The sequence below is a fragment of the Campylobacter concisus genome (assembly GCF_002913865.1).
Taxonomy (GTDB): Bacteria; Campylobacterota; Campylobacteria; order Campylobacterales; family Campylobacteraceae; genus Campylobacter_A; species Campylobacter_A concisus_AM.
On record NZ_POYX01000069.1, the window covers coordinates 1 to 24,229 of the forward strand.

28 protein-coding genes, 1 other RNA gene and 1 pseudogene are annotated in these 24,229 nt (G+C 39.4%); 16 read left to right on the forward strand and 14 right to left on the reverse strand.

The features are described 5' to 3' along the window. Positions 1-78: 78 nt before the first annotated feature. Both rpmI and rplT read left to right on the forward strand, forming a co-directional pair. Entirely contained in the window at positions 79-270 is a 192-nt protein-coding gene (rpmI, locus tag CYP77_RS04485; protein ID WP_012000969.1) for a 50S ribosomal protein L35, read from the forward strand. 99 nt (positions 271-369) lie between these two features. Beyond that, positions 370-726, forward strand: a complete 357-nt coding sequence (gene rplT / locus CYP77_RS04490) for a 50S ribosomal protein L20 (protein ID WP_009295119.1) — start codon at positions 370-372, stop codon at positions 724-726. Between the two features lie 160 nt (positions 727-886). Here the strand turns inward: rplT and dapF are convergent, their stop codons facing one another. After that, the gene (gene dapF, locus CYP77_RS04495; RefSeq protein WP_103567030.1) at positions 887-1,630 is read right to left on the reverse strand and encodes a diaminopimelate epimerase; all 744 of its coding nucleotides are present in this window, start codon (positions 1,628-1,630) and stop codon (positions 887-889) included. 75 nt (positions 1,631-1,705) lie between these two features. On the opposite strand from dapF, the gene CYP77_RS04500 reads away from it, so the two are divergent. Continuing rightward, on the forward strand, positions 1,706-2,326 hold the full coding sequence (locus tag CYP77_RS04500) for a DNA alkylation repair protein (RefSeq protein ID WP_103599701.1): 621 nt from the start codon (positions 1,706-1,708) through the stop codon (positions 2,324-2,326). Here CYP77_RS04500 and coaE read toward each other — a convergent pair. Then, positions 2,316-2,918, reverse strand: coding sequence for a dephospho-CoA kinase (gene coaE / locus CYP77_RS04505; RefSeq protein ID WP_103567032.1), 603 nt, complete (start codon positions 2,916-2,918; stop codon positions 2,316-2,318). The genes CYP77_RS04500 and coaE overlap by 11 nt on opposite strands. A 79-nt stretch (positions 2,919-2,997) precedes the next feature. On the opposite strand from coaE, the gene purM reads away from it, so the two are divergent. The 3 genes from purM to CYP77_RS04520 are packed head-to-tail and all read left to right on the forward strand — an operon-like array spanning position 2,998 to position 4,692. Next, positions 2,998-3,981, forward strand: coding sequence for a phosphoribosylformylglycinamidine cyclo-ligase (purM, locus tag CYP77_RS04510; RefSeq protein WP_103567033.1), 984 nt, complete (start codon positions 2,998-3,000; stop codon positions 3,979-3,981). Next, positions 3,981-4,271: a hypothetical protein gene (locus CYP77_RS04515; RefSeq protein WP_103567034.1), complete on the forward strand. Its 291-nt coding sequence runs from the start codon at positions 3,981-3,983 to the stop codon at positions 4,269-4,271. Before purM ends, CYP77_RS04515 begins: the two co-directional genes overlap by 1 nt. 1 nt (position 4,272) lies before the next feature. Further along, the gene (locus CYP77_RS04520) at positions 4,273-4,692 is read left to right on the forward strand and encodes an RDD family protein (protein ID WP_103567035.1); all 420 of its coding nucleotides are present in this window, start codon (positions 4,273-4,275) and stop codon (positions 4,690-4,692) included. Between the two features lie 2 nt (positions 4,693-4,694). Here CYP77_RS04520 and CYP77_RS04525 read toward each other — a convergent pair whose 3' ends face one another. Then, a complete protein-coding gene (locus CYP77_RS04525) occupies positions 4,695-4,871 on the reverse strand; it encodes a bifunctional hydroxymethylpyrimidine kinase/phosphomethylpyrimidine kinase (RefSeq protein ID WP_141090569.1) in 177 nt (58 codons plus the stop codon). A 216-nt stretch (positions 4,872-5,087) separates the two neighbouring features. After that, positions 5,088-5,522: a hypothetical protein gene (locus CYP77_RS04530; protein WP_103567037.1), complete on the reverse strand. Its 435-nt coding sequence runs from the start codon at positions 5,520-5,522 to the stop codon at positions 5,088-5,090. A gap of 113 nt (positions 5,523-5,635) precedes the next feature. On the opposite strand from CYP77_RS04530, the gene ffs reads away from it, so the two are divergent. Beyond that, positions 5,636-5,733: signal recognition particle sRNA small type (gene ffs, locus CYP77_RS04535), an RNA gene on the forward strand. Here ffs and CYP77_RS04540 read toward each other — a convergent pair. From CYP77_RS04540 to dnaA, 5 genes are all read right to left on the reverse strand, one after another. Continuing rightward, the gene (locus CYP77_RS04540; protein ID WP_103567038.1) at positions 5,720-6,955 is read right to left on the reverse strand and encodes an HD domain-containing protein; all 1,236 of its coding nucleotides are present in this window, start codon (positions 6,953-6,955) and stop codon (positions 5,720-5,722) included. The two genes, ffs and CYP77_RS04540, sit on opposite strands and share 14 nt — an antisense overlap. Beyond that, positions 6,955-7,614: a preQ(1) synthase gene (gene queF / locus CYP77_RS04545; RefSeq protein ID WP_234411909.1), complete on the reverse strand. Its 660-nt coding sequence runs from the start codon at positions 7,612-7,614 to the stop codon at positions 6,955-6,957. The genes CYP77_RS04540 and queF overlap by 1 nt, the downstream gene beginning before the upstream one ends. Positions 7,615-7,667: 53 nt before the next feature. Continuing rightward, positions 7,668-9,977 carry a DNA topoisomerase (ATP-hydrolyzing) subunit B gene (gene gyrB / locus CYP77_RS04550; RefSeq protein ID WP_103567039.1) on the reverse strand — a complete coding sequence of 770 codons (2,310 nt, stop codon included), beginning with the start codon at positions 9,975-9,977 and terminating at the stop codon, positions 7,668-7,670. Positions 9,978-9,994: 17 nt separating this feature from the next. After that, positions 9,995-11,062 carry a DNA polymerase III subunit beta gene (dnaN, locus tag CYP77_RS04555; protein ID WP_021087099.1) on the reverse strand — a complete coding sequence of 356 codons (1,068 nt, stop codon included), beginning with the start codon at positions 11,060-11,062 and terminating at the stop codon, positions 9,995-9,997. A gap of 153 nt (positions 11,063-11,215) precedes the next feature. After that, a complete protein-coding gene (gene dnaA / locus CYP77_RS04560) occupies positions 11,216-12,526 on the reverse strand; it encodes a chromosomal replication initiator protein DnaA (RefSeq protein WP_103567040.1) in 1,311 nt (436 codons plus the stop codon). Positions 12,527-12,648: 122 nt separating this feature from the next. Between dnaA and ruvC the strand changes: the two genes are divergently transcribed. The 8 genes and pseudogenes from ruvC to CYP77_RS04595 all read left to right on the forward strand — a co-directional run bounded on the left by ruvC (position 12,649) and on the right by CYP77_RS04595 (position 18,165). Continuing rightward, the gene (gene ruvC / locus CYP77_RS04565; RefSeq protein WP_103567041.1) at positions 12,649-13,128 is read left to right on the forward strand and encodes a crossover junction endodeoxyribonuclease RuvC; all 480 of its coding nucleotides are present in this window, start codon (positions 12,649-12,651) and stop codon (positions 13,126-13,128) included. A 16-nt stretch (positions 13,129-13,144) separates the two neighbouring features. Beyond that, a complete protein-coding gene (locus tag CYP77_RS04570; protein ID WP_103567042.1) occupies positions 13,145-13,834 on the forward strand; it encodes an MOSC domain-containing protein in 690 nt (229 codons plus the stop codon). A 105-nt stretch (positions 13,835-13,939) separates the two neighbouring features. Continuing rightward, a pseudogene (locus CYP77_RS10355) lies at positions 13,940-14,671 on the forward strand (cache domain-containing protein); the annotation flags it as partial. 753 nt (positions 14,672-15,424) lie between these two features. Continuing rightward, positions 15,425-15,865, forward strand: coding sequence for a methyl-accepting chemotaxis protein (locus CYP77_RS10360; RefSeq protein ID WP_411160869.1), 441 nt, complete (start codon positions 15,425-15,427; stop codon positions 15,863-15,865). Positions 15,866-15,970: 105 nt separating this feature from the next. Further along, a complete protein-coding gene (gene luxS, locus CYP77_RS04580) occupies positions 15,971-16,486 on the forward strand; it encodes an S-ribosylhomocysteine lyase (RefSeq protein ID WP_103567082.1) in 516 nt (171 codons plus the stop codon). Position 16,487: 1 nt separating this feature from the next. Beyond that, positions 16,488-17,594, forward strand: a complete 1,107-nt coding sequence (locus CYP77_RS04585; RefSeq protein ID WP_103567083.1) for a DNA adenine methylase — start codon at positions 16,488-16,490, stop codon at positions 17,592-17,594. Between the two features lie 65 nt (positions 17,595-17,659). After that, positions 17,660-17,890 carry a molybdopterin converting factor gene (locus CYP77_RS04590; protein WP_103567084.1) on the forward strand — a complete coding sequence of 77 codons (231 nt, stop codon included), beginning with the start codon at positions 17,660-17,662 and terminating at the stop codon, positions 17,888-17,890. Continuing rightward, positions 17,890-18,165, forward strand: a complete 276-nt coding sequence (locus CYP77_RS04595; RefSeq protein ID WP_103567136.1) for a type II toxin-antitoxin system RelE/ParE family toxin — start codon at positions 17,890-17,892, stop codon at positions 18,163-18,165. The genes CYP77_RS04590 and CYP77_RS04595 overlap by 1 nt, the downstream gene beginning before the upstream one ends. Positions 18,166-18,209: 44 nt before the next feature. On the opposite strand, the gene thyX is transcribed toward CYP77_RS04595, so the two are convergent. The 5 genes from thyX to CYP77_RS04620 all read right to left on the reverse strand — a co-directional run bounded on the left by thyX (position 18,210) and on the right by CYP77_RS04620 (position 23,418). Next, entirely contained in the window at positions 18,210-18,836 is a 627-nt protein-coding gene (gene thyX, locus CYP77_RS04600) for an FAD-dependent thymidylate synthase (RefSeq protein ID WP_103567085.1), read from the reverse strand. An 89-nt stretch (positions 18,837-18,925) separates the two neighbouring features. Further along, a complete protein-coding gene (gene flgE / locus CYP77_RS04605; RefSeq protein WP_103567086.1) occupies positions 18,926-21,370 on the reverse strand; it encodes a flagellar hook protein FlgE in 2,445 nt (814 codons plus the stop codon). An 86-nt stretch (positions 21,371-21,456) separates the two neighbouring features. Beyond that, positions 21,457-21,753: a type II toxin-antitoxin system RelE/ParE family toxin gene (locus tag CYP77_RS04610; protein WP_103567087.1), complete on the reverse strand. Its 297-nt coding sequence runs from the start codon at positions 21,751-21,753 to the stop codon at positions 21,457-21,459. A 1-nt stretch (position 21,754) separates the two neighbouring features. Beyond that, entirely contained in the window at positions 21,755-22,006 is a 252-nt protein-coding gene (locus CYP77_RS04615; RefSeq protein WP_103567088.1) for a hypothetical protein, read from the reverse strand. A gap of 44 nt (positions 22,007-22,050) precedes the next feature. Continuing rightward, a complete protein-coding gene (locus CYP77_RS04620; RefSeq protein WP_103567089.1) occupies positions 22,051-23,418 on the reverse strand; it encodes a Na+/H+ antiporter NhaC family protein in 1,368 nt (455 codons plus the stop codon). A 119-nt stretch (positions 23,419-23,537) separates the two neighbouring features. On the opposite strand from CYP77_RS04620, the gene pyrE reads away from it, so the two are divergent. Continuing rightward, positions 23,538-24,146 (forward strand): orotate phosphoribosyltransferase, encoded by a 609-nt coding sequence (gene pyrE / locus CYP77_RS04625; RefSeq protein WP_103567090.1) that lies wholly within the window; start codon positions 23,538-23,540, stop codon positions 24,144-24,146. The last annotated feature ends 83 nt before the right edge of the window (positions 24,147-24,229 follow it).

The following is a 24,229-nucleotide window of genomic DNA, read 5'->3' on the forward strand; positions in this document are numbered from 1 at the left end:
AATTTAAATTTTCTAAAGGATTTTTCGCTATAATCCAAATCTTACGCACTTGCGTATAAAATTTCAAAAAGGATTAGCATGCCAAAGATGAAAACCGTTCGCGGTGCTGCTAAGCGCTTTAAAGTAGGTAAAAATAAGATAAAAAGAGGCTCTGCTTTTAGAAGCCATATCTTAACAAAAAAACCTAGTAAGCGTATGAGAGATTTGCGTGGCCCACAATACGTGGACAGCACAAATGTCCCAGCCGTTCGCAAAATGCTCGGCGTATAAGCAGCTGTAGATTTAAGTTTTTGACAAAAAGTCATTCAAACTCCCCCAAATTTAGGGGCAAGACTCACTTTGTGAGCGCCAATTTGTAAAAGGATAAATATGGCAAGAGTAAAAACAGGCGTAGTTAGAAGAAGACGCCATAAGAAAGTTTTAAAGCTAGCACGTGGCTTTTTCAGTGCTAGACATAAACACTTTAGAAAAGCTAAAGAGCAACTAGAGAGAAGTTTAGTTTACGCATACCGCGACAGACGCCAGAAAAAACGTGATTTCAGACGTTTATGGATCGTTCGTATCAACGCAGCTTGCAGACTAAACGACATTAGCTATTCAAGATTTATCAACGGCTTAAACAAAGCTAACATAGAACTTGATAGAAAAATTTTAGCTGATCTAGCTATGAATGACGCGAAGGCATTTGCGGCACTTGCAAAACAAGCAAAAGATGCTTTGAAATAACACCTTTTCTCCGCTTCGGCGGAGATCTTTTTTTATACACTTTAAAATTTAATAACAAAAACTCTAAAAACTCTTTGTTTTATACAAAATTTGATATGAAATTTAGCCCGCGACTTTTACAAACTACTAGCCAAATTTAACTACCCAGCAGCAAAAATAGCTAAATTTCAATACTCGTATCAAAGCAGTGTTTCACTGCTCCGCTAAATAAAATTTTACCTTTTTCCAGCCTAAGACCAAGCTCCTCGCCGCTTTTTGGATAGACTTTTAGACATTGCGCTGCATTTAAATTTAAAGTAGCGCCGTAAAAGCAAGCCGCCATGCCAGTGCCACAAGCTAGCGTCTCGTCCTCCACGCCCCTTTCATAGGTTCTCACCTTTAAAACTCCGCCATCAAATTTGGCTAAATTTACATTTGCATTGTATTTTTGACGAAGCGCCCTGCACTCTTTGACGTCAAATTCATCTAAATTTTGTGTGAAATTTACAAGATGTGGCACGCCAGTATCGTAAAAGTACCAAGTTTTGCCACCTTCATCTAGCGGTTCGCTTAAGATTTTTGGACTTGTTAGCACGACCTCAACGCACTCACCTTTCACACTTGCCATCACCTCGCCGCTACCAGTTAGCAAGGCAAATTCTCTTGAACTTACAAGGCCGTTTAGATAGGCATATCTAGCAGCCGCACGCGAGCCGTTGCCACACATCGCAGCGTAGCTTCCGTCGCTGTTGTAAAACTCCCATTTCACGCCCTTTTCGTAAGGCAAAAGCACGATGAGCCCGTCAGCTCCCACGCCGTTTGTTCGGCTGCAAATTTGCCTTGCAAGCTCGCTTCTATCTTTGCTTAAAAATGTGTGAAATATGACAAAATCATTGCCGCTGGCGTTGTACTTTGAGACTTGCATGAGCTGTCCTTTTATTTTTTGCGTGATTTTACTAAAATTTAAGTAAGAGTTGTTAATAAAATTAAAGGAGCCACCTTGAAGAGCTACATCTTAAATTTAGAAAAAGAGTTTTCTTTGATAGAAAATGGCTTTAAAGAGCAAGAAAAAAGGGCTTTGGCTGACTATAAAGCAAATGGAGCTGAGCACTGCAAAGAGCTGGCGCGTCTAGCATACAGCTCAAAGCTCTATCAAGTCAGGATGTACGCCGTCTTTCTCTTTGGATACCTATCGGATCGTGAAGAAATTTTGACGTTTATGAGAGATCAGGTTTCAAAGGATGAAAACTGGCGAGTTCAAGAAATTTTAGCAAAGGCGTTTGATGAGTTTTGTAAAAAAGTTGGCTACGAGCAAGCACTTTTAACCATCGATGAGTGGCTAGAAAATGGCAACACAAATGCAAAAAGAGCCGTGAGTGAGGGCCTTAGGATATGGACTAGTAGGCCCTATTTTAAAGATAACCCAGATGAGGCCATTAGGCGGCTTTCTAGTCTAAAAAATAGTGCGAGCGAGTATCTTAGAAAATCAGTTGGCAATGCCTTAAAAGATATAAGTAAGAAATTTCCAAATTTAGTAAAAGCCGAGCTTGATAGCTGGGATTTGGGTAGTAAAGAGGCCATGCAAACATATAAATTTGCTAGTAAATTTATCAAGAAATAGCGCCGATCTGCTTTAAAAATTTCTCTAGCTCCAGCTCTAAATTCTCCCTGTCATTGCTATTATCGATAACAAATTTTGCCATTTTTTTCTTTTGCTCGATGTCCATCTGAAGCTCTGCTCTAGCCTTTGCATCCTCTAAGCTTAGAGCGTTTCGGCTCATTAGACGGCTTAGCAAAAGCTCTTTTGGAGCGTATATCACAACTACATTTTTAAACTCAGCGTAACGCTCTTTTTTTTCAAAAAATAAAGGGATATCGACAAAATAAACCTGTCCCAAGCACTCAAGCTGCAAGGCCTTTGATAAAATTTCAGCCTTTATCTTTGGATGCAAAATTTGCTCTAAATTTTTAAGCTTTTTTGGCTCACGAAAGACGATAGCGCCAAGCTTTTTGCGATCTATCTTGCCAGCTTCATCTAAAATTTGCTCGCCAAACTCTCTAACGATCTCGCATTTGCAAATTTCAAGCTGTTCGTGCGCAATCAAGTCCGCATCGATCACGCTAAAACCTCGCTCTTTTAGTAAATTTACAACCGTGCTTTTGCCGCTGGCGATCGAGCCTGCGATGACGTAGGCATTTGGAAATTTCTGCAAAATCGCTCCATTTTTGAAAATTGATAACAATTTTAGCAACTTTTGGCTAAAGTTTTAAAAAATAACCAAAAGGGCGAAAATGATAAGTTATAAAGATGCCGGAGTTGATATAGATGCTGGAAATAGCTTTGTTGAGGCGATCAAGCCTTTCGTAAAATCTACGCAAACACCAAACGTCATAGGCGGCATCGGATCATTTTCAGGTGCGGTGAGACTACCAAGCGGATATAAAAATCCAGCCATTTTAGGTGCCACAGACGGCGTTGGCACGAAGCTTCGCCTAGCTATCGACGCTAAGAAATTTGAGGGCGTTGGCGAGGATCTAGTCGCTATGTGCGTAAATGACCTCATCTGCAACTTCGCCACACCACTCTTTTTCCTCGACTACTACGCGACTGCAAAGCTTGAGATAGAAAGCGCCAAAGAGGTGGTAAAAAGCATCGCAAATGGCTGCAAAAAGGCTCAGTGCGCGCTTATCGGTGGTGAGACAGCCGAGATGCCGTCGATGTATGAAAAGGGCGACTTTGATCTTGCTGGATTTGCCGTGGGTATCGCTGAGGCTGACGAGATCGATAGGAGTAAATTTGTAAAAGCAAGCGACGTTTTAGTCGCACTTCCAAGCAGCGGCCTGCACTCAAATGGCTTCTCTCTTGCAAGAAAAGTAGTAAGCGAGCTTGGGCTAAAATTTGACGAAAAAGTGGGCGATAGAACACTCATCGACGTCCTTCTTGAGCCAACTAGAATTTACGTGAGCGACTTTTTAAAATTAAAAGATAAGATCACCGCAATGGCGCATATAACTGGTGGTGGCATAGTTGAAAACCTGCCTCGAGTTTTCCCTGCTGGGCTTGGTGCGAAGGTGCAAAAAAGCGCTGTAAAAACGCCTGAAATTTTTAAAATCCTCGCACAAAAAGTAGAAGAAAGCGAGATGATGAGGACCTTTAACATGGGTGTTGGCATGATCCTTGTTGTGCCTAAAGAAAACGTAGATGCTGTGCTAGCAAATAGCGATGGCTACGTGATCGGCGAAGTGGTAAGTGGCAAAGGCGTTGAGCTAGTTTGATGCACACAAATAGTGTAAAACACCTGCAAAAAACTGAAAATAAGAGCTTTTTTGACCTTAGCGTTTATCAGTTTTTAGACATGTTTGGCGTGCTAGAGAGCGATATCAAAAAGCTTGATTTTTATGAGTATTGGTGTGAGGTCTCGAGAGGATCAGGCATGCTGCCTATCATGCAAGACAACGGCGAGGACGGCGATCTTTACGATGAAAGCTGCGAGGTGATCGACTGTCTTATCTACCTATATGACTGGGAGAAATTTAGCCGTATCTACATAAACACAGGAAAATAACTTGGCAAAACAAAAGGCAAAAATCGCAACGATCTGGGCTAGAGTAAAGGCCTTTATCATCGATCTTTTCATCATCGGTATGCCGATACTTTACGCCACGACCTACCTTTTGCTTGACGGCAAAGAGGCGTTTTTGCAAAACCAGCTTGCGATCTTTGGCGCAAATAGCCTCATCTCATTTATAATGTGTCTATTTTTTAGCATAAAGGCACAGACTCCGGGCTACAAAGCGCAAGAAATTTATCTCATAAATTTACAAACTGGCAAAAAACTAGGCCTTTTTCACGCGATCTTGCGCCAAATTTGCTTTGCGTTTGCTGGCTTTAGCATCATCGGACTTTGCCTTTGCTTTTTTAGAAAAGACAAGCTAAATTTACACGATATCATAACTCACTCAGCCGCAGTGCAAAAAACAGTTTAAATTTACTTCGCTCCGTGCCAAAGTAGGCGTTTTTTTGCGCCTAGCTTTGTGTCGATACTCTCTTTTATAATGGAGCAGATATACTCTTTTGAAAGCCCTATGGCCTCCTCTAAGCTCTTTTCCCTTTGCAAGGTAGCACAAGCAAGCGACGCCAAGAAAGTGCAACCAGTCCCACTCATCACAAGCGGACTAATCTATGCGCTTATTTTTTATCTTAGTAACAGCTTTATCAAAAAATAATGCAATTATCAATGTAAATTTAGCTTATGAAGTTTTGTTTCGAATTTTTAGTCATAAATCACCTAAACTAGCGAGTTAAATAGAAAAAACAAGGTCAGAAACGAGAAAATTTAGCTACAAGCCACGAAAAATTTTGATTAAATTTAGAGTGAAATTTAAGCGTTTTGCGAATAGAGTTTGACCTCATTTATCAAAAACTCATAGACCCTTTGCTGGACTAAAATTTCCTCCTCGCAGCCACTCATCAAGCGGCGAAGGTGCGAAAAGTCTATCTTTTTAGCGTATCTTTTGTGGTCTTTCATATCTTTATCTATGCATAAAAGAAGCGTGTCAAGCGTGATCCTATCGTTTCTTTTGACCCTTGCGACGTACTCTCTAACGGTTTGGATTAAGAAGTCTTTTCTAGTCTGATCGTTTTCGTAAATTTCACTTACGATGTCGTTTAAAACGTAAAAATCATCCTCGTCTGGGTCAAATTTAGCTGAAATCATAGCAGCAAAAATTTTTGCACGAAACTCTAAAGACTTGTGATGATAGATGAAAAAATCCCTAAAAGCCGATAAAAAACGAAGTTTGATCTTTCCTGGCATTGCCCTACTTTTGGTGAAATTTATGTGAGATTATATACTCTTAAAGCTAAATTTTTAAAAATGTAACTATAAAACTAAATTTAAGTATAGTTTTTGTATGATTGCGAAGCTCCTTCTTAGACCTGTGCAATGCTTTTTATGAGCACCGCTTCAGGGTGGGAACACAGCAGAGCACTTGTATTAAGTGTGTGCCGCAGTCATCTGAGAGGGGGTCTTTCTAAACCAAAATGCTCATTAAAATCATCGCAAATTTCTAAAAAATCCACTCCGTCGATCTTAGGTTTTTCGCTAAAAAATTTATACATATTATTAAAGCCATCGGTTAGCTCTTTTGACTTGACGCCGTAGCTTATGGAAATTCCAGCTTCGATGTAGGCTGAGAGCTTGTCACAGTATTTTAGCGCTTTGCCGTCTATTGGGTTAAATTTATCCTCATTTACGTTCTCCATAGTCCCTTCGTGGCAGATGATCTTGCGCTCGTAAGTCCTATTTTCAAACTCATCTTTTATAAATTTCTCGCCATCTTTTCTGATACCAAGGATGTAGCTAAACTCATCTCTGATCTTTTCTGGCACAAATGGCAAAATCCTCTCATCAATAAGCCTCATCTCATACTCGCTGATGATCTCATTTAGCCCCTTTACGCCGTATTTTACAGGGCTTATGATATCCCTTGTAAGGCTCTCTGGTAGGTCGTGAAATAGTGCGCAAAAGAAGTTATTTTCTAGACGTTTTTTACAAGCTTTTGCTTTTAGTGAGTAAAAATAGCTAAGTATCGCAACAACTAGCATATGTCCTAAGACCGCAGTTTCAGGGATACGAGGCGTTTGTGCCCAGCGCTTTTGAAATCTTAACCTACCACTTAGATCAACAAGACGGGCTAATTTTTGATTCATAGCGATCTTTCTAACGCCGATTAGCTCATAATAATCCTCCATCTCTTCCTCAACCTTCGCCTTAAGCTCGTCGATATAACTTAAAAACTGGCTCGTTTGATAGACGATAGAAAATTCCCACCTCGTGGCAAGGTAGCTCGCCGCTTTTAGTATGAGGCGCTCTTTTTCGTGACTTTTGTCATTTTTATAGTGGTTTTTAAATCTCTCTAAAAACTCGCCTCCCTCGATATCTGAGATGAGCGTCTCAAGGTTACTTAAAACCCAGCTATTTATCTGCTCTTTTTTTGTCTTTTGGATGTGGTGAAAGACGTCAGGGCGTATGTCTGTGACTACGACCCTGCTTAAAAACTCAAAAATTCCAGCCTCGATGATGTAGTTCATGTCGGCATTTTGTTCTTGTTTTGCTATGAAATAAGCGATGATAAATTTATGAGCCTGCTTGTCAAGCTCGACTAAATTTGTCATCTTTGGATAGTCGTTCCAACGTGATATAGATGCTGCTTTAAAGATATGTTCTATAAGCTTAGCACTTATCATTATTTATCCTTTTTGACTACTTTTGGCTTCTTATCATCGGCGTAGCTTATCTTTCTAAAGCCCTCTTTGTTTGAGCTTCTTCTTGGCTTGTCATCTTTTTGAAATTTATCATCTCTGCCACCTCTGCTGCCACCAGCCCTACTGCTGCCCCTGCTACTGCCACGATCACTCGTGCTACGTCTTTCACGTGGCTTATCGCCAAAGCTACTTCTTTCTCTAGTTCTTGGAGTAAATTCTTTCTCCTCAACTGGCTTTTTTACCACTAGATCAGAGCTGATCTCGATAACTGTATGGACGTTTCCACGTGGGTTAAAGTCGCCAACTATCTTCATAAATTTTGGCTCTAGTTTTTTTTCTAAAACAGAGTAAATTTCATTTATACTATCTTCGTGGCTGATGTTGCGGTTCATAAAGCTATTTATATAAAGTTTTATCGCTTTTAGCTCGACAACTAGCTTATTTGGGATGTACTCAAGGTATATGGTCGCAAAGTCAGGATAACCAGAGCGAGGGCAAAGGCAGCAAAACTCAGGCAGAGTGATCTTTATGACATAGTCCCTTGTTTGCTTATTTTCCCAGACCTCAAGGTCACTCTCTACGTCAAATTCTTTCAAAATTTTCTCGCCGTATTTCATCTCTATCTCTAGCTCTTCGCTCATTTTTTATCCTTTATATTTTTACTAACCAGGTCAAATTTAAATTTGATCACCTTTTATATATCTAAGTGTTTAACGTCTTTTGCATGGTCTTGGATGTAGTTTCTTCTTGGCTCGACCTCATCACCCATGAAGAGATTAAACGTGTCAGACGCACTTATAGCATCATTTATATCGATCTTTAAAAGTCTTCTGTTCTCAGGGTTCATAGTTGTCTCCCAAAGCTGTTCAGGGTTCATCTCACCAAGACCTTTGTAGCGCTGGATATATGCACCTTTTTTCGCATTTTTCTCTACTTCATCAAGCACGTCGATAACGTCACTATGCAAGTCTAATCCACGCTCTTTTATCTTTTGGCTGATGTAAAGCGCCTCTTCATAGAGTGGATTTGTAAATAAATTTTCATTTACCACAAGCTCTTCTAGGCCGCTCTCTGTTTGGACGTAAATTCTAACCTCATCTTCGCTAACATAGTGGTTTAATATGTTATGACCCTCAGCTTTTAAGAAGTCTCTTAAAATTTCAAAAATTTCATTGTAACTTTTTGAGACGATGTCTGGATTTTCTATCATATAGCGGATCGCTGAAAGAACGTTAAAGCGTTTTTCAAGCTCTTTTAAGACGCTTCTATAAGCTGCAACGATCTTTAAGAAATCAATCAAATCCGCACTACCGATGCCTTCAATATCAACGCCCTCGATGCCAGTTTCGATAAGAAATTCGTTTAGTGCCTTTTCATCTTTTAGATAAATTTCTTTTTTACCTTTTTTATAGCGGTAAAGTGGCGGCTGAGCTAGGTAGATGTGGCCGTTTTCTACAACTTTATTTAAAAATCTAAAGAAGAATGTTAAAAGTAGCGTCTGGATGTGGCTACCATCGACGTCGGCATCGGTCATGATGATGATCTTATGATATCTAAGCTTTTCAGCGTCAAATTCATCTCCGATACCGCAGCCTAGCGCTGTTATCATATTTTTTATCTCGTCAGACTTTAAAATTTTATCCAGTCTTGCCTTTTCAACGTTTAGAATTTTACCCTTAAGCGGCAATATCGCTTGGAAAACTCTATCACGTCCCTGCTTTGCAGAACCGCCCGCAGAGTCGCCCTCCACTAGATATAGCTCGCTGATGACTGGGTCTTTGCTCTGGCAGTCAGCTAGTTTGCCAGGGAGTGTGCCTACGCTCATGCTCTCTTTTTTACGAGTTAGATCCCTAGCTTTTTTAGCAGCTTCTCTACCACGAGCTGCCATTAGAGCTTTATCCATTATCGCTCTTGCTTCGATAGGATTTTCTTCAAAATACTTTGTAAGCACGTCAAAAACCATCTTTTGAACGATAGGTTTTACGTAGCTTGAACCTAGTTTGCCCTTTGTTTGTCCCTCAAACTGCGGCTCTGGCACCTTTACACTTACAACTGCGATAAGTCCCTCGCGGATATCTTCACCAGTTATCTTTGTATCTTTTTCACGTGCAGCAGCGTTTGCTTGAACGTAGTTTGTGATAACTCTTGTAAGGCCCGCTCTAAAGCCAGCCTCGTGCGTACCGCCATCTGGAGTTTTGATATTATTTACAAAGCTTAGTAAATTTTCACTATAAGTGTCATTATAAAGCAGCGCAAAATCAACCATAACGTCATCTTCGCCGCCGCTAAATGAGACCGCTTTGCTGACAGCGTTTGCCTTATTCATATCAGTCACAAAGCTCTCTAATCCGCCCTCAAAATGAAAGCTCTCGCTTCTGCCATTTCTTTGATCTTTGAAATTTATAGTTATCTTTGGGTTTAAATAGGCTAGCTCGCGAAATCTTTTAGTTAAAATTTCATCGTTAAATTCAGTCACTTCAAATATGCTATCATCTGGCCAAAACTCAACTTGCGTGCCTGTGCGGTTTGTAGTTTTTATCACTTCAAGGTCGCTTTGAGGGATGCCTTTTGCAAATTCTTGTCTGTGAAGCTTGCCATCACGTTTGATATTTACGATTAGCTTTTTAGAAAGGGCATTTACAACAGATACACCAACGCCGTGAAGACCGCCTGAGACCTTATAAGTATCTTTGTCAAATTTACCACCAGCGTGAAGCACAGTTAGAACAACAGTCGCAGCTGAAATTTTCTCAGTTGGGTGCATATCTACTGGGATACCACGGCCATTATCGCTAATGATCGCTGAGCCCTCACGAGTAAGCTCAACATCTATCGTATCGCAGTATCCTGCCATCGCTTCGTCGATAGAGTTATCAACGACTTCGTAGATCATATGGTGAAGACCGCTTATGTTAGTATCGCCTATATACATGCCTGGGCGCTTCCTGACCGCCTCAAGCCCTTTTAGTACTTTAATATTTTCTGCGCCGTAATTATTTTCCATCATAAACCTTTTTTAACTTATATATTTAATGGACTTATAACTGTTAAAAGCTCTTTTGAGCTAACAACAAAAGGTAAATTTTTATCTTTAAATCCAAACTCAAATTTCTCATCTTCTATGCTTTGTAAGAAGTCTATTAAATTTCTATTTTTTACATTTATGCTGATATCTTCTTCAAGTCCAGTTTGAAACTCTATCATCGTTTTTGCCTCAGAGTTGTCCTCTATGATGCTCTCAAATGTGATGCTCTCTTTTGAAAAAGTTATCTTCATCTGATCGCTTAGCATAGAAATAGTCTTTATACCCTCAACCATCTTATCTCTGCTTAGCTCAAATCTTATAGCAATATCTTTTGGTATAACGCGCTCATAGTCAGGGAATTTGCCATTTATCAGCTTTGTGAAAAACTCAAAATTTTGGCTTTGAGCGATGAGGACGTTTTCATCATAGTAAATTTCTATCTTGTCGAAAAATAGCTTTTGAATTTCATTTATCGCCTTTTTAGGGATGATCAGTGAAAACTCATTGCTCGCTTCATTTGCAAATTTAAATACAGCTAGCCTTTTTGTATCGGTGCCTACTATATTTATATAGTTTTGTTTTATGTCTAGCAAAGCGCCATTTAGCTCAAATTTAGGGTTGTTGCTATCAATGCATGGCAAAATTTTCTTTAAGCTTCTGCCTAGCATTATGGCGTCTATGTTAAATTTAGCCTTGCCTTCTATCGTTGGAAACTCTGGGAAGTCTTCAAATTTATACATAGGAAGTTTGTATTTTGAGTTTTTTTGTTTGATGTAAAGATAGTTATTAACAGTTTCAAGCGTTACCTCTTCATCTTTTAGGCTTTTTATTATGTCAAGTAGCTTTTTGCCATTTGCTGTTGCATAGCCTTCATCAACGATCTTTGCGTTGCTTAGTTTATATGCTAGTCCTATCTCGTGATCAGTCGCTTTTATGTTTAAAACTCCATCTTTTGCAGAGATATAGATGTGAGAAGTTATAGCACTAAGATCTCTTTTTTCGAGATATGGATTAGTGTTTGTTACTATGCTCTCAAGCATGTTTTTGTTTATTAAAACCTTCATTAAATACTCCCTCTTATTTTTAATTTTCTTTTTGTTGTATTAGTTGGTAGCGTGAAAGTGTGAAAACCATCTTTTCTCACGCCAGCATCGTTATTTAAAATGTGAAAAGAATTTTTCATTTCTTCACATTTATTCACGAATTTCATTCTGTTTTTATCCTTTTGTTAAAATTTTGTTCTTTATCTCAGTCACTCTGAGATTGAAAATTTCGTTGCTCTCCATGAGCTCGTTTATCTTTTTTATGTTGTGACTAACGGCGCTATGGTCTTTCATACCAAAATAGTTTGCGATCTGCGGCATTGAATTTGTAGTGAGCATCTTCGCAAGGTAGATGATGATGCGTCTAGCTTCTACGATGTTTTGCACTCTTGATTTGCTTTTTATGTCGCTTGGCTTGATGTTTAGCTCTTTGCTAACGATCTCTATAATGGTTTCAAGATTTATATTTTCATGTTTTTCTTTGATGAGATCTTTTAGTGTGTTTTTAGCAAATTCAAGCGTTATCTCAACTCTCATCAAGCTTGCGTAGGCATTTAAATTTATGATAGCGCCCTCGATCTCACGGATATTATCGCCCATGTTTGTAGCGATGTAGTCGATGACCTCTTTGTTTAGATAAATTTTGTCAAATTCACATTTTTTGATGATGATAGCTATCTTTGTATCAAGCTCAGGCGGTGTGATATCAGCCATTATGCTTTGCTCAAACCTTGACTTTAGCCTCTCATCAAAGCCTTTTAGTATCTTTGCTGGGCGGTCTGAGGTCATGACGATCTGACCTTTTTTGGCGATGAGCTCGTTAAATGTGTTGAAAAACTCCTCTTGAATTTTATCTGTTTTGCCTAAAAACTGCACGTCGTCAATTAGTAAAACGTCGCAGTTTCGGTACTTTTCACGAAATTTAGTCATTGAGTGGCTATTTAGATGCGTGGTAAAATCAATCATAAACTGATCGCTCGTCACGCAGATGACTACTTTGCCTTGATCTAGGCAGTAGTTGCCAACTGATTGAAGCAGGTGCGTCTTGCCAAGACCGGTTGTGCCATATATAAAAAGTGGGTTGTAAAGCACGCCAGGCTTGTCTGCAACTGCCTTTGCGTTTAAAAATGCAAACTGATTTGAGTCGCCGCAGACAAAATTTTCAAATGTATATCCAGGGTTTAAAATGCTGCTTTGCGCCTTGATCTGCTTTACATTTACTTGGCTTTGTTTTATATTTTTTAGCTTTGTTTGGCTTGTTATCTCGACCTCTGGCTTTTTGCCGGTTTTTACTTCGTAAAGGTAGGCGATCTTTTCTGCGTATCTAGTTTTTATAAATTTAGCCATCAATTCACTCGTGGCGTTAAAAACTATAAAATCTTCGTTTGAAGCCTTTTCGTTAAATTTTAATTGTTTGATGTAGCAGTCAAATTCATTAGCTGATATTTTTGTCTGTAAAAGCTCTAAAATCTCGTCTGCTAGCAAATTTCAACCCTTTTTATTTAATGAATTTTATTAGCGATTTTATCTTAAATTTAATAAAACCTTTGTTAAACTCTGACAAACTTTTTCACGGCGTGAAAAAGTCGTGAAAAAGTATTGAAAAGATTGTGATGAAAATTTTAGGAATCGATCCAGGCACGAAAAATTGCGGTTACGCGATACTTGAAAAGAGCAAATTTAAAACTACTCTTCTTGAAGCTGGGCTTATAAAGATAAAGCCAAACACGCTTCAATACCAAATAACAGAGCTTTGTGAGGGGCTTGATCTCATCTTTAAAAACCATAAATTTGACGAGGTCGCGATAGAGGACATCTTCTTTGCCTACAACCCAAAAACGGTCTTAAAGCTCGCTCAGTTTCGTGGGGCACTTAGTCTTAAAATTTTGCAGCTTCATGGTGACTTTGCCGAATACACGCCGCTTCAGGTGAAAAAAACAGTCACTGGCAAGGCAAAGGCTGACAAAGAGCAGGTGGCATTTATGGTGAAGAAAATTTTAGGCATAAACAAAGAGATAAAACCGCTTGATATCACCGATGCTATCGCGATTGCACTAACTCACGCGAATAATTTAAGAATAAACTAAATTTGATAGGAAAAATATGGCAACACTAAAAGCTTTACTAATCGGTGATGTGAAAAACTACGGCTCGCAAAATGCGACTGATAAGCTAAATTTACCTTGGAGCTCGGCTATTTTTAAAGTAGCTCAAAATGGCGAAATTTTCGCAAATGAGCTTGGCTTTGAGGGCGATAGCGTCGCTGATACGAAGCATCACGGCGGCCCTGAAAAGGCAGTCTTTGCAAATTCATTTGCAAACTACGCCGAGTGGGAGAAATTTTTAGGATTAAAAAATATGGCTTATGGGGCGATGGGGGAGAATTTATGCGTTGATGGGCTTGATGAGAGCTGCGTTTATGTGGGCGATATCCATAAGATCGGCTCGCTTGTGCTTCAAGTCTCGCAGCCTAGAAAGCCATGCTTTAAGCTTTCAAAAAGATGGGGCAATGAAAATATGGCAACTCACATCTTTGAAACAGGCCTTACTGGCTGGTACTACCGCGTCCTTACGCCAGGCTCGTGCAAGGCGGGCGACGTGATAGAGATTATAGAAAGTGACCCAGTTCATATGAGCATTTTAGAGATAAATAGGCTATTTTACGCGCCAAGTGAAAATTTAAATTTACTAGAGAAATTTAACGCCCTCACCACTCTTACAAATGGCTGGCATGATGATATGAAAAGACGCATCGAGGGAATTTACAGCACCGAATTTATGAGAACACTATAAACATTTATACTTTTGCTCCGATTTTGTTTTACAAATGAATTTCAAACAAAATTTAAAGGAGCATAGGTGTTTCGTTCTATTACAAATAAGATAGCACTCGCCTTGATGATCTTACTCATCATCTCGTTTTGCGCTATCTCTGCGGTTAGTTATTTTACTTCAAAGGACAAGATCGTTGAGCTTGTCAGTGGCAAAGAGGATCAGGTCCTCAAAGATATAAAGAGTGTTGCAAACACTTTTTTTGATGAAAATTTAGAATACGTCAAGAAAATTTCATCAGCTGTTGAAGGCGCTCAAAGTGGCGATGAGATAATGAACTTTGTCTTATTAGAAAAAAAGGTCGCAAACTCTGCGGTGAAATATGTCTATTACGGCGATGAGGATGGACACTTCTTTCAGTCAGACGGCAAAAGAACAACCGTAGCTGACAACTACGACCCAAGAACTAGAGGCTGGTATAAGAGCACAAAAGAGAAAAATAAAGAAATTTATACCGAGCCAAGGGTCACTTCTACAAATGATCTTGTTATGAGTTTTACTGCTCCTGTTACTAAAAATGGTAAATTTGTTGGCGTTGTTGGTATAGATATAGATGTAAAGAAAGTTAGTGACAAGATCATCGAGATAGGCAACACTGGCGATGGCGGATATGCCTATATAATGAAAAAAGATGGCACTATGCTCTTTTCTGACGTAGCTTCAGAAGTTGGCACTATATTACCAGCTACAAAGGTCGTCTCAGAAAAATATGCCAATAAAGAATTTGACGAAAATGGTCTGATCTCATATAAAAACTCTAAAAACCAAGATGTAACGGCTAAAATTTTACCTATCAACGATGATGGCTGGCTTGCAACCGTTGCTATAGGTGCGGATACTTTTTCAAAGCATACTATGCCTATCTTAAAAGCGCAACTAACCCTTGCTGTGGTATTTATAGCAATACTTTCAGCCATTGTTTTTGTGCTACTAAAACGCTCGCTTAAACCTATCAGCGTTATCCAAGAGAAGCTCTCTGATACGTTTAAATTTATCACTTATGAGAGCAGCACTGCCCCAAGCAAGCTAGACATCCACACAACTGATGAATTTGGCGTGATGAGTGAAGAGATAAATAAAAATATCGACAAAGTCATAGCTGGCATCAAAAAAGATAACACCATGCTTAAAGAGCTAAATGTAGCGGCAAATAATATGATAAGAGGAAATTTAGGCGTAAAACTAAGTGAGAATCCAAACAACCCATCACTTATCAAGCTAAAAGATCTACTAAACACCTTCTTTAGCTCTATCAGTCAAAATTTAGGCAGCGTCATAAATATCCTAAAAGCCTACTCAAATAATGACTACACCGCTAAGATCGAGTTAAGAGATGACATAGAGGCTGATCTAAAAGCTATGATAGTTGGCATAAATAATGCAGGTGACGCTATAAGCGCTATGCTAAATAGCAACCTAAATCAAGCTCAAATTTTAGAAGAAAAAGCAACTATGCTTGCTGAGTCTATGAGAAATTTAACTGATGGTGCTAGCAAACAAGCTGACTCTATCCAAGAGAGCGCGGCTGCGGTTGAGCAGATGAGTAGCTCGATGAATGCTATCTCACAAAAGACAGGAGATGTCATAAGACAAAGTGAAGAGATCAAAAACATCATCGTCATCATCCGTGACATCGCTGATCAGACAAATTTACTAGCTCTAAATGCCGCCATAGAAGCAGCAAGGGCTGGCGAGCATGGACGTGGCTTTGCGGTTGTGGCTGATGAGGTTAGAAAACTAGCTGAGCGCACACAAAAAAGTCTAGGCGAGATCGAGGCAAATACAAATGTCCTTGCTCAGTCAATCAACGAGATGAGCGAATCTATAAAAGAGCAAGCTGAGGGCATAAATATGATAAATAGAAGTGTTGCTCAGATAGATAACGTCACAAAAGAAAATAGAAGCGTTGTTAGTAACACAAATGACGTAACTAGCGAGATAGACGGCATGGCGAAGGTCATACTAACAGACGTTAGAAAAAATAAATTTTAATATCTCAAACTATTAAAATATTACCAGGCTCATGTAAATTTACGTGGGCCTTTAAATTTTAAATCTTTTTTACGCTAAAATTACCAAAAATTTAAAGGAGAATATATGCCACTACTTGATAGTTTTTGCGTAGATCATGTGAAGATGAAAGCCCCAGGAGTAAGACTAGCAAAGAGTATGAAGACCCCAAAAGGCGATGATATCAGCGTTTTTGACTTGAGATTTTGCAAGCCAAATGAAGAAATTTTGCCAGAAAAGGGCACTCACACTTTAGAGCATCTATTTGCTGGCTTTATGAGAAACCATCTAAATGGCAACGGCGTAGAGATCATAGACATCTCGCCGATGGGTTGCAGGACTGGCTTTTATATGAGTGTGATCGGCACACCTAGCGAAGAAGCTGTGAAAAAGGCATGGCTTGCTTCGATGAAAGATATCTTAGAGGTTAAAGATCAAGATAAAATTCCAGAGCTAAATAAATTTCAATGCGGCACTTACAAGATGCACTCACTTGATGAAGCACACGCCATAGCAAGCAAAATTTTAGCACAAGACCTAGTCATCATAAATAACGATGAGATCAAGCTTGACGTTGATGCTATGGGACTAAAAAAGCACTGATTTGAAACCAGTAAAACAAGAAAATCAAGCCTATCTAAAAGAGCAAATTTTAACCTATCTTGGTAATAAACGCTCTCTTTTAGGCTTTATCGAGCGAGGCGTAAAATACGCAAAAGACGAGCTTAAAAAAGAGAAGCTTAGCTGCTGCGACCTCTTTAGTGGAAGCGGCGTGGTGGCTAGGTTTTTAAAGCAAAATAGCGAATTTCTAGTCGCCAACGACTTGGAGCTTTATAGCTTCATCACAAACTCATGCTACCTGCAAAACGCCACAAACGAGCTAAAAGATGAGATAAATTTCTGGCAAAAAAAGCTTGAAAAAGAGATAGAAGAAAACCTTTCTGAGGGCTTTATAACAAGGCTTTATGCTCCACAAGATGATGAAAATATCGCTTTTGGCGAGCGGGTCTTTTACACAAAGAAAAATGCCAAATTCATTGACACTGCAAGAAGGCTCATAGATGAGATATTGCCAGAGGAGATGAGAAAATTTTTCATAGCACCGCTACTTTATAATGCAAGCGTGCATGCAAATACGAGTGGAATTTTTAAAGGTTTTCATAAAAATAAAGAGGGTATTGGTCAGTTTGGCGGCAGGGGGCAAAATGCCATCTCAAGGATCACTTCTGATATAAATTTGACAAAACCCATCTTTTCAAATTTTAGCGTGCCATTTGAGGTCTATCAAAAGGATGCAAATTTGCTAGCAAAAGAGCTTGATGGGCTTGATCTAGTCTATCTTGATCCACCTTATAACCAGCACCCATACGGCTCAAACTACTTCATGCTAAATCTCATCGCAAGCTATGAAGAGCCAAGTAAAATTTCAAAAGTTTCAGGTATCTCAAAGGACTGGAACAGATCAGTTTTTAACAAAAAATCATCAGCAAGCGAGGCATTTTTCGAGCTCATAGCAAATTTAAAGGCTAAATTTGTGCTTATCTCGTTTAATTCAGAGGGCTTTATAAACCAAGATGATTTTGATAAAAACCTAAATAAAATGGGAAAAGTTCATCTACTTCGCCAAAAATATAATGCCTACCGCGGCAGCAGAAATTTAAAAGCTAGAAACATCCACGTAGACGAACTTCTTTACGTTTTGAAAAAGTAAATTTTAGACAAAAACACAATAAAACAAAAAATGATATAATCCCCAAAAAAACAAAAAGGCATGCTATGCAAACAATAACAATAATAGGTGATAACATCAGTCAAAAAGCTATTGAGGCATTTAAAGCGATGGCACAAGCTATGGATCCTAAATATAAAATTAAGTATGTCAATAGTTCAAAAGATCAAGAGATGCCGACAGAACAGACATTGCTTGATCTAAAAAACGCAAAAAGTGTTGGATTTTACAAAAATCATGATGACTTGATCAATGAAATAAAACAAGAAAATCATTGATGAGAATTTTAGAAATTTTTAGCACTTATAAAAAGGATTTGAAGTTAGTTTTAAAGCAAGGATGGGATGAAAAAGCGATTTCAAAGGTGGTTTTTCAACTACAAAATGATGAAAAATTAGCTGATGATTTAAAAGATCATCAGCTTACTGGAAGCTTAAAAGATTTTAGAGAGTGCCACGTTTTTGGAGATTTGGTAATAATCTATCAAAGAGATGATGAAATTTTAAAGCTTTTTAAAATAGGCAGACACCAAGATATTTTTAAAAGATATTAGAACACTTTTTAAATTTATACTTTGGTGCTGTTTTGCACTTAATTTTAAGCCTCATCATCTGGCAAACACTTCTCGAATATAAATTTATGCTCATCAGGCAAGGCGTTGTAGATAGCATTTGCTAAATTTCTTATCTCCCAAAGGGCTGACTTTGAGCTTCTTAGAGAGATGAAATTTTGCAAGCTTCTAGCATTTATACTCCATGTAAGCTCGGTTTTATAGCACTCTGGCAAGCAGTATTTAACTATATCAAGGCTTTTTGTAGTTGAGGCTAAAATTTCACGTAAGTTTTCAAGTGCTTTTATGCTTGCGTTATCGACCATTTCGTCATTTGTTAGCACGATAAATTTAGCCGCACGCTTAAACTGCCCTATTTCAAATTTCTCCTCTTTTTTTAGCTCTTTTAGCGTGTAGCGGGTTGATTTGACGCTTAGGCTCGCTACGCGGTGGCGGGCTAGCTCTTGAAGTAGCGCGCGAGAGATGCCTTGGATGTAGAAGTTGTAGTAAAGATGCTCCAGCGTTGATGCGTGTTTAAATTTATTACCCACCCTATCTATCAGCTCGACGTCTTTTTCGCCGCCATTGTCGCCTTTGTCAAAGCTTTGCCAGCATGTGCGGATCGCGTGAGAGCAGATATTTAGTGGAGTGTGATTTAGTAGTGTTACTTGCATATTTTCTCTTTTTGTGAAATTTTTTAGCATTTTACAAAAAGAAGGCTGATTTTATTTGTAAATTTAAAAGGGAGCGAGCGCCCCCTGTATTATTGTTTTAGTTGAAGAAGTGTGTTTAGCATCTCATCACTTGTTGTGATAGTTTTTGAGTTTGCTTGAAAGCCTCTTTGGATGACGATAAGATCTGTTAGCGCACGGCTTAGATCGACGTTACTAGCTTCTAGTTTTGAAGCCGCGATCGTTCCTTTATCGCCAGTACCTGCTGCGCCTATGACTGCTTCGCCTGAGTTTGCAGTTTGTGAAAAGACGTTTCCGCCCTCACTTTGAAGACCCTCGTTGTTTGTAAAGCTAGCAAGTGCAACTTGAGCTAGGCCAAAGCTTTGGCCGTTTGTAAATGCACCGATGATAGTGCCAGTTTCGTCGATCTTTAGGTCATTTAGTGTGCCACCTGTGTAGCCATCTTGTGAGATAGACTCAGTTGAAGAGTCTTTATCAAAGCTTGTTAGTCCGTTAAAATCAGTTCCAAGACCGAAATTTAAACTAACATTTTGACCACTTTGTGAGCCGTTGTTAGCTGAAAATGTTATCGTAGCTGGGTGAAAGCTAGCGAGTGAGCCGTTTGAGTTAAATCTCAATGAGCCAGTCACGACGTTATCTGGACCTTCACCTGTGTAGTTTATCTTAGCAGGCTCTGGTACTTGGATGATCATATTCCACTCAGTTCCACCATCTGTTGTAGTGCCTACTTTTGCCCATTTGACGCTAACTGTGTGTTTTGAGCCAAGTGAGTCAAAAATTTCAGCCGTTGAGCCGTGACTTGACATCATCATCTTGCCACTTGCTCTTAGAGCTTGACCAGGGCTTAGTGCGCCATCAAGTGCTTTCATGATGTTTGTAAAGCGAACATTTTCATTTACTGCTGCGTTGTTTGTGCCTTGAGCTGGTTTTGTAAGGCCAGTTGTAGTCATATAAAGAGCTTGATCAGCTATTTCATTTGTAGGGTTTTCTAGTTGAAATTGACCTAGTTTATTTACAGTGATCTTTACGCCATCGTTCGTATCATCTCCAGCTACTGCCTGAAGTGCAGCAACACCTGCTGCGTGTTTTTGATCAGGTGTGCCAGCTGCTGCTGCATAAGCGTTGTTATATGCTAGTGCATAGGCTGGATTTGTTATAGCTGCGCCACCTGTACCAGGGGCTACCTTGTGAGCGGCAGTTGCAAGTTTTGCTGCATCAAGTGCGTCAGAGTTTGCTCTTATTTGACCATCGCCGTTATAATCAACATGGTTTCTAGCATCCTCTTGCATAGCAGCACGAAGATCTTCTGTTGTTGTTATTTGTCTTGCGATCTTATCGTTATTTGGATGAACAGCTGTTGTTTGTGAGCTTGTATAGACATATTGATAAGCCGTTATGATATCTTTGCTAGCTAGACCGCCAACTGTGTTTCCAGCATTTACTGTTAGGTGGATGTTTTTTGTCTCTTCGGTTGTACCTGAGTTATTTCTGTTTATAAGCGTTAGTTTGTTGCCCTCTGAAATTTCAGCTCTAACGCCAGTTTTATTGTACTGAGCGTTGATAGCAGCTGCAACGTCACTGATGCTTGTCATCGTGCCAGCTTGAGTTTTGATGTTTTGTCCATTTAGTGTTATATCAAGTGTAGCTGGTGGGTTGATCTGACCGATGTTTTGTGCTAGAGCGCTACCTACTGAAAATTTTTCAGTCTTAGCATTTGCGTAGCTTACCCAGATACCTTGTCCATCTCTTAGTGCAAGACCGTTTCCAAGCTCGTCAAATGTAACGCCAAGATCGACGCCACGCTCTGTTAAAATTTGCTCGTTTCTTGAGTTTGTATAAAATTCATCATTATTTGTATCGTTTTCGTTATGAACTTCGTTGGCATTTAAAATTTCATCATTATTAAAATCACGTCCGCCAGCAACTGAATCAAGTGCGTAAATAGGTGTGCTTCTTTGACCGATGCTGTTACCTGAGTCAAGGTTGCCTTTTATTTTAACTTCTGTTGTCGCTCTTGCTGGAGTTGTAAGACCTTCTTTGATGACGATGTTGCTTATAGGGCCTGTTGAGTCGATAGTGCCAGTCTCGTCATCTCTAGTCCAGCCTTGAACGATATAACCGCTGTTATTTACGAAGTTACCAGCTTTATCACGGACGAAATCGCCGTTTCTTGTATAGTATCTTGTCGTTCCGCCATCTGGAGAGACGACAAAGAAGCCATTTCCTTGAAGAGCAAGGTCAGTTTGCTTATCAGTGGCTGTTAGTGTGCCTTGTGAGAAAATTCTTGTAGTTGAGTTTATAGTCGTTCCTAGACCTATTTGCATAGCGTTTTGACCGCCTAGCTGGCCTTGTGGAGCTGTAGCTACTCTTGGAGTTTGGCTTAGTATATCAGCAAAATTTGCGCGGTTGTATTTAAAACCATAGGTATTGACGTTTGCGATATTGTTGCCTTCTACGTCCATGGCTATCTGGTGGGCTTGTAGGCCTGAAACACCAGACCAAAGTGATCTCATCATGAGCTTATCCTTTTTCTCGTTATTAAAATTTTTTATGATCTTTCTAAAGCAAAAGATGTTCCAAAATTTATATCGGCAAAAAATAGTTACTGAGGATATTTTAAATTTGGCAGATTGTGTTTATAGATTGATATGATAGTAATAGTTTGTTCGCCCTCTTCTATGACGAATACAACAACATATCCCTTGAAGACCAAGTCTCTTACTTGAGTATCTTTTATGGTTAGATTTTCTCTGTAAGAGTATGGTCTTTCAGGGATTTTCATGATTTCATTTTTTAGACTATCGCGAAAGTTATATGCACGATCCTTGCTATCTTGTTTTATGAATTTTAATATCTCTTTTAAATTCTCTTTAAAATCATCTGTAAAAAGAATTTTCATCTTAAATTTTGCCTTCTATTATGGCATCGGTTTCAGCGATCACATCATCAAGTGTGTAATATTTAAGCTCGCCACGTCTATGCTTTGCGATCAGCTCTTTCAAATTTTGTTCATTTTCTTTATTTATATAGTAGTCGTTATAATCTACAAATTCAACCTTTGCATGAGGGTTTATTCGTTTTATCTCTTGAACCGCTTTTTGTAAAATTTGAGCTATCTGTGGTGTCTCTTCGGCAACTAGCATACCTATCATTTTTACTCCTTACATAATTTTGGTTGTTTTTTATCTATCATAATTTATCCAAGTATCAACGCACCTACGATGCCACCGATGATTAGTGGGATATTAAAAAATATAAATGTAGGCACGCAAGTATCATATATGTGGTTGTGCTCACCATCAGCATTTAGACCGCTCGTTGGCCCAAGTGTGCTGTCACTTGCTGGGCTTCCAGCGTCGCCTAGAGCCGCTGCTATGCCAACTAGCAAGATGATAGCTGGCACGCCAAAGCCAAGGCTAAGGCAAAGTGGCACATAGATAGAGGCTAAGATAGGGATAGTACCAAAGCTAGTGCCTATACCCATCGTCACAAGAAGTCCGATAAGTAGCATCAAAAATGCTCCGCCTATCTTGCCGCCAGAGACCAAGCTAGCGTATTTCACAAGCTCGTCTATACCGCCACTCTCTCTTAAAATGGTGCCATATCCCGCAGCAACAAGCATGATAAATGCGATAAAGCCCATCATAGCAAGGCCATTATCCATGATCTTATCTACTTTTTTGTATTCGATGCCTCCAAAAACTACCATGACCAAAAGTCCAAGTAGCGCGCCAAGCGGCAAGAGCGAAGTGTAAATTTGCACGACAAAGGCGACAACCGCACCAGCTAAGACCGCCCACTCTTTTTTAGTCATCTCAAGGCTCTTTGCGCGCTCGATCTCATCAAGCTCGGCCTTTTCAAATTTAGAAGTTTTATAAATCCTTTTTTTACTATAAAAAAGTATGGCTAAGATGAGCCCTACAAACATCGACGCACCGCCGATCCACATAACTGAAGAAATGTCCGAGATAGTTGTGTTTATGCCGTTGTTTGCTAGCTCTTTTTTAAGGATATTGTGAAAAAGAAGGCCAAAGCCAACGCTAAGGCTCACATAAGGCGCTTGCAGACCAAATGTAAGAGCGCAAGCCACCGCACGTCTATCTATGCCCATTTTGTTCATAAGAGCAAGAAGTGGCGGGATCAAGATAGGTATGAAGGCTATATGAACTGGGATCAAGTTTTGAGACAAACAAGCGATAAATGCGATAGTTAGCGTAAAAATGACCTTATTTGAGCTAAGAAATTTACTCATTGCATTTATCAAGATGGCTGTTAAATTTGTATTTGCGATGGCAGCTGCAAGAGCGCCTAATAAAATGTAGCTCAGCGAGGTCTCAAGGTTGCCTTGCATGCCACTTATGAGGCTTTGCGTGGTCTCTTTTAGGGCCGAAAAAAAGCTCTCAAAACCGCTTGCCAAACCACTTTCAAATCCACTAAAACCATGCTTATACATGACACCAGCGACAAGGGCTGAGATGAGGATAGAAAGCAGGATGTTAAAGCGCAGCAAACATAGCACCGTCATCACCAAAATGCTAAAAACAACAGGGTTAAAGAGAAGCATGAGTGTCCTTTTTGTATGAGTGCAAGAATTATACAAGTGTGGGGCTTATTAAATTTTAAAAAGAGTGGCTTAAGTGGGTATGTGTTAAGATTTTTGGCAAATTTTAAAAGGAAAAAGCGATGGATTTAGAGAAAATTTATAAGGACGCTGGGGCGTATTTAGAGGGGCACTTTTTGCTAAGTAGTGGTAATCACTCGCAGTTTTATCTGCAAAGTGCAAAGGTGCTTGAAGACCCAGCACTTGCGGCAAAGCTAGCAGATGAGCTTGCCACTGTGATAGAGAAATTTGGCATTAAATTTGATAGTGTTTGTTCTCCTGCACTTGGCGGAATTTTAGCTGGATATGAGCTAGCTCGTGCGGCGAAAAAGCGCTTTATATTTACAGAGCGCGTTGATAGGGTGATGAGCCTAAGGCGCGGCTTTGAAGTGAAAAAAGGCGAGAAATTTATAGTTTGCGAAGACATCATCACAACTGGCGGCTCGGCACTTGAAGCAGCCCACGTGATAGAGAGTCTTGGTGGTGAAGTGGTTGGCTTTGCGGCACTTGCAAACCGCGGTTTTTGCAAGGTTGCAAATTTAGGAAATGAAGCTAAGGCAAATGCAAAACTGCCAAGCGACAAGCCATTTTTCGCTTTGGGGAATTTTGAATTTGAAATTTACGAGCCAGAGCACTGTCCGCTTTGCAAAGGCGGTAGCAAGGCTATTAAGCCTGGAAGCAGAGGCAACTAAATTTTATAAAATTTAACGCTCAAAGCTTAAGATAATAATATTTGTAACTTATTCGTTATTTTGGGCTTTGAGTAATATTTCTT

Bases quoted from the DNA above. Each gene is read 5' to 3' on its own strand.
- rpmI (WP_012000969.1), top strand. From the start codon at position 79: ATGCCAAAGATGAAAACCGTTCGCGGTGCTGCTAAGCGCTTTAAAGTA.
- rplT (WP_009295119.1), top strand. From the start codon at position 370: ATGGCAAGAGTAAAAACAGGCGTAGTTAGAAGAAGACGCCATAAGAAA.
- dapF (WP_103567030.1), bottom strand. From the start codon at position 1,630: ATGCAAGTCTCAAAGTACAACGCCAGCGGCAATGATTTTGTCATATTT.
- purM (WP_103567033.1), top strand. From the start codon at position 2,998: ATGATAAGTTATAAAGATGCCGGAGTTGATATAGATGCTGGAAATAGC.
- CYP77_RS04515 (WP_103567034.1), top strand. From the start codon at position 3,981: ATGCACACAAATAGTGTAAAACACCTGCAAAAAACTGAAAATAAGAGC.
- CYP77_RS04525 (WP_141090569.1), bottom strand. From the start codon at position 4,871: ATGAGTGGGACTGGTTGCACTTTCTTGGCGTCGCTTGCTTGTGCTACC.
- CYP77_RS04530 (WP_103567037.1), bottom strand. From the start codon at position 5,522: ATGCCAGGAAAGATCAAACTTCGTTTTTTATCGGCTTTTAGGGATTTT.
- CYP77_RS04540 (WP_103567038.1), bottom strand. From the start codon at position 6,955: ATGATAAGTGCTAAGCTTATAGAACATATCTTTAAAGCAGCATCTATA.
- queF (WP_234411909.1), bottom strand. From the start codon at position 7,614: ATGAGCGAAGAGCTAGAGATAGAGATGAAATACGGCGAGAAAATTTTG.
- gyrB (WP_103567039.1), bottom strand. From the start codon at position 9,977: ATGGAAAATAATTACGGCGCAGAAAATATTAAAGTACTAAAAGGGCTT.
- dnaN (WP_021087099.1), bottom strand. From the start codon at position 11,062: ATGAAGGTTTTAATAAACAAAAACATGCTTGAGAGCATAGTAACAAAC.
- CYP77_RS04570 (WP_103567042.1), top strand. From the start codon at position 13,145: ATGGCAACACTAAAAGCTTTACTAATCGGTGATGTGAAAAACTACGGC.
- CYP77_RS10360 (WP_411160869.1), top strand. From the start codon at position 15,425: ATGAATGCTATCTCACAAAAGACAGGAGATGTCATAAGACAAAGTGAA.
- luxS (WP_103567082.1), top strand. From the start codon at position 15,971: ATGCCACTACTTGATAGTTTTTGCGTAGATCATGTGAAGATGAAAGCC.
- CYP77_RS04590 (WP_103567084.1), top strand. From the start codon at position 17,660: ATGCAAACAATAACAATAATAGGTGATAACATCAGTCAAAAAGCTATT.
- CYP77_RS04595 (WP_103567136.1), top strand. From the start codon at position 17,890: ATGAGAATTTTAGAAATTTTTAGCACTTATAAAAAGGATTTGAAGTTA.
- thyX (WP_103567085.1), bottom strand. From the start codon at position 18,836: ATGCAAGTAACACTACTAAATCACACTCCACTAAATATCTGCTCTCAC.
- flgE (WP_103567086.1), bottom strand. From the start codon at position 21,370: ATGATGAGATCACTTTGGTCTGGTGTTTCAGGCCTACAAGCCCACCAG.
- CYP77_RS04610 (WP_103567087.1), bottom strand. From the start codon at position 21,753: ATGAAAATTCTTTTTACAGATGATTTTAAAGAGAATTTAAAAGAGATA.
- CYP77_RS04615 (WP_103567088.1), bottom strand. From the start codon at position 22,006: ATGATAGGTATGCTAGTTGCCGAAGAGACACCACAGATAGCTCAAATT.
- CYP77_RS04620 (WP_103567089.1), bottom strand. From the start codon at position 23,418: ATGCTTCTCTTTAACCCTGTTGTTTTTAGCATTTTGGTGATGACGGTG.
- pyrE (WP_103567090.1), top strand. From the start codon at position 23,538: ATGGATTTAGAGAAAATTTATAAGGACGCTGGGGCGTATTTAGAGGGG.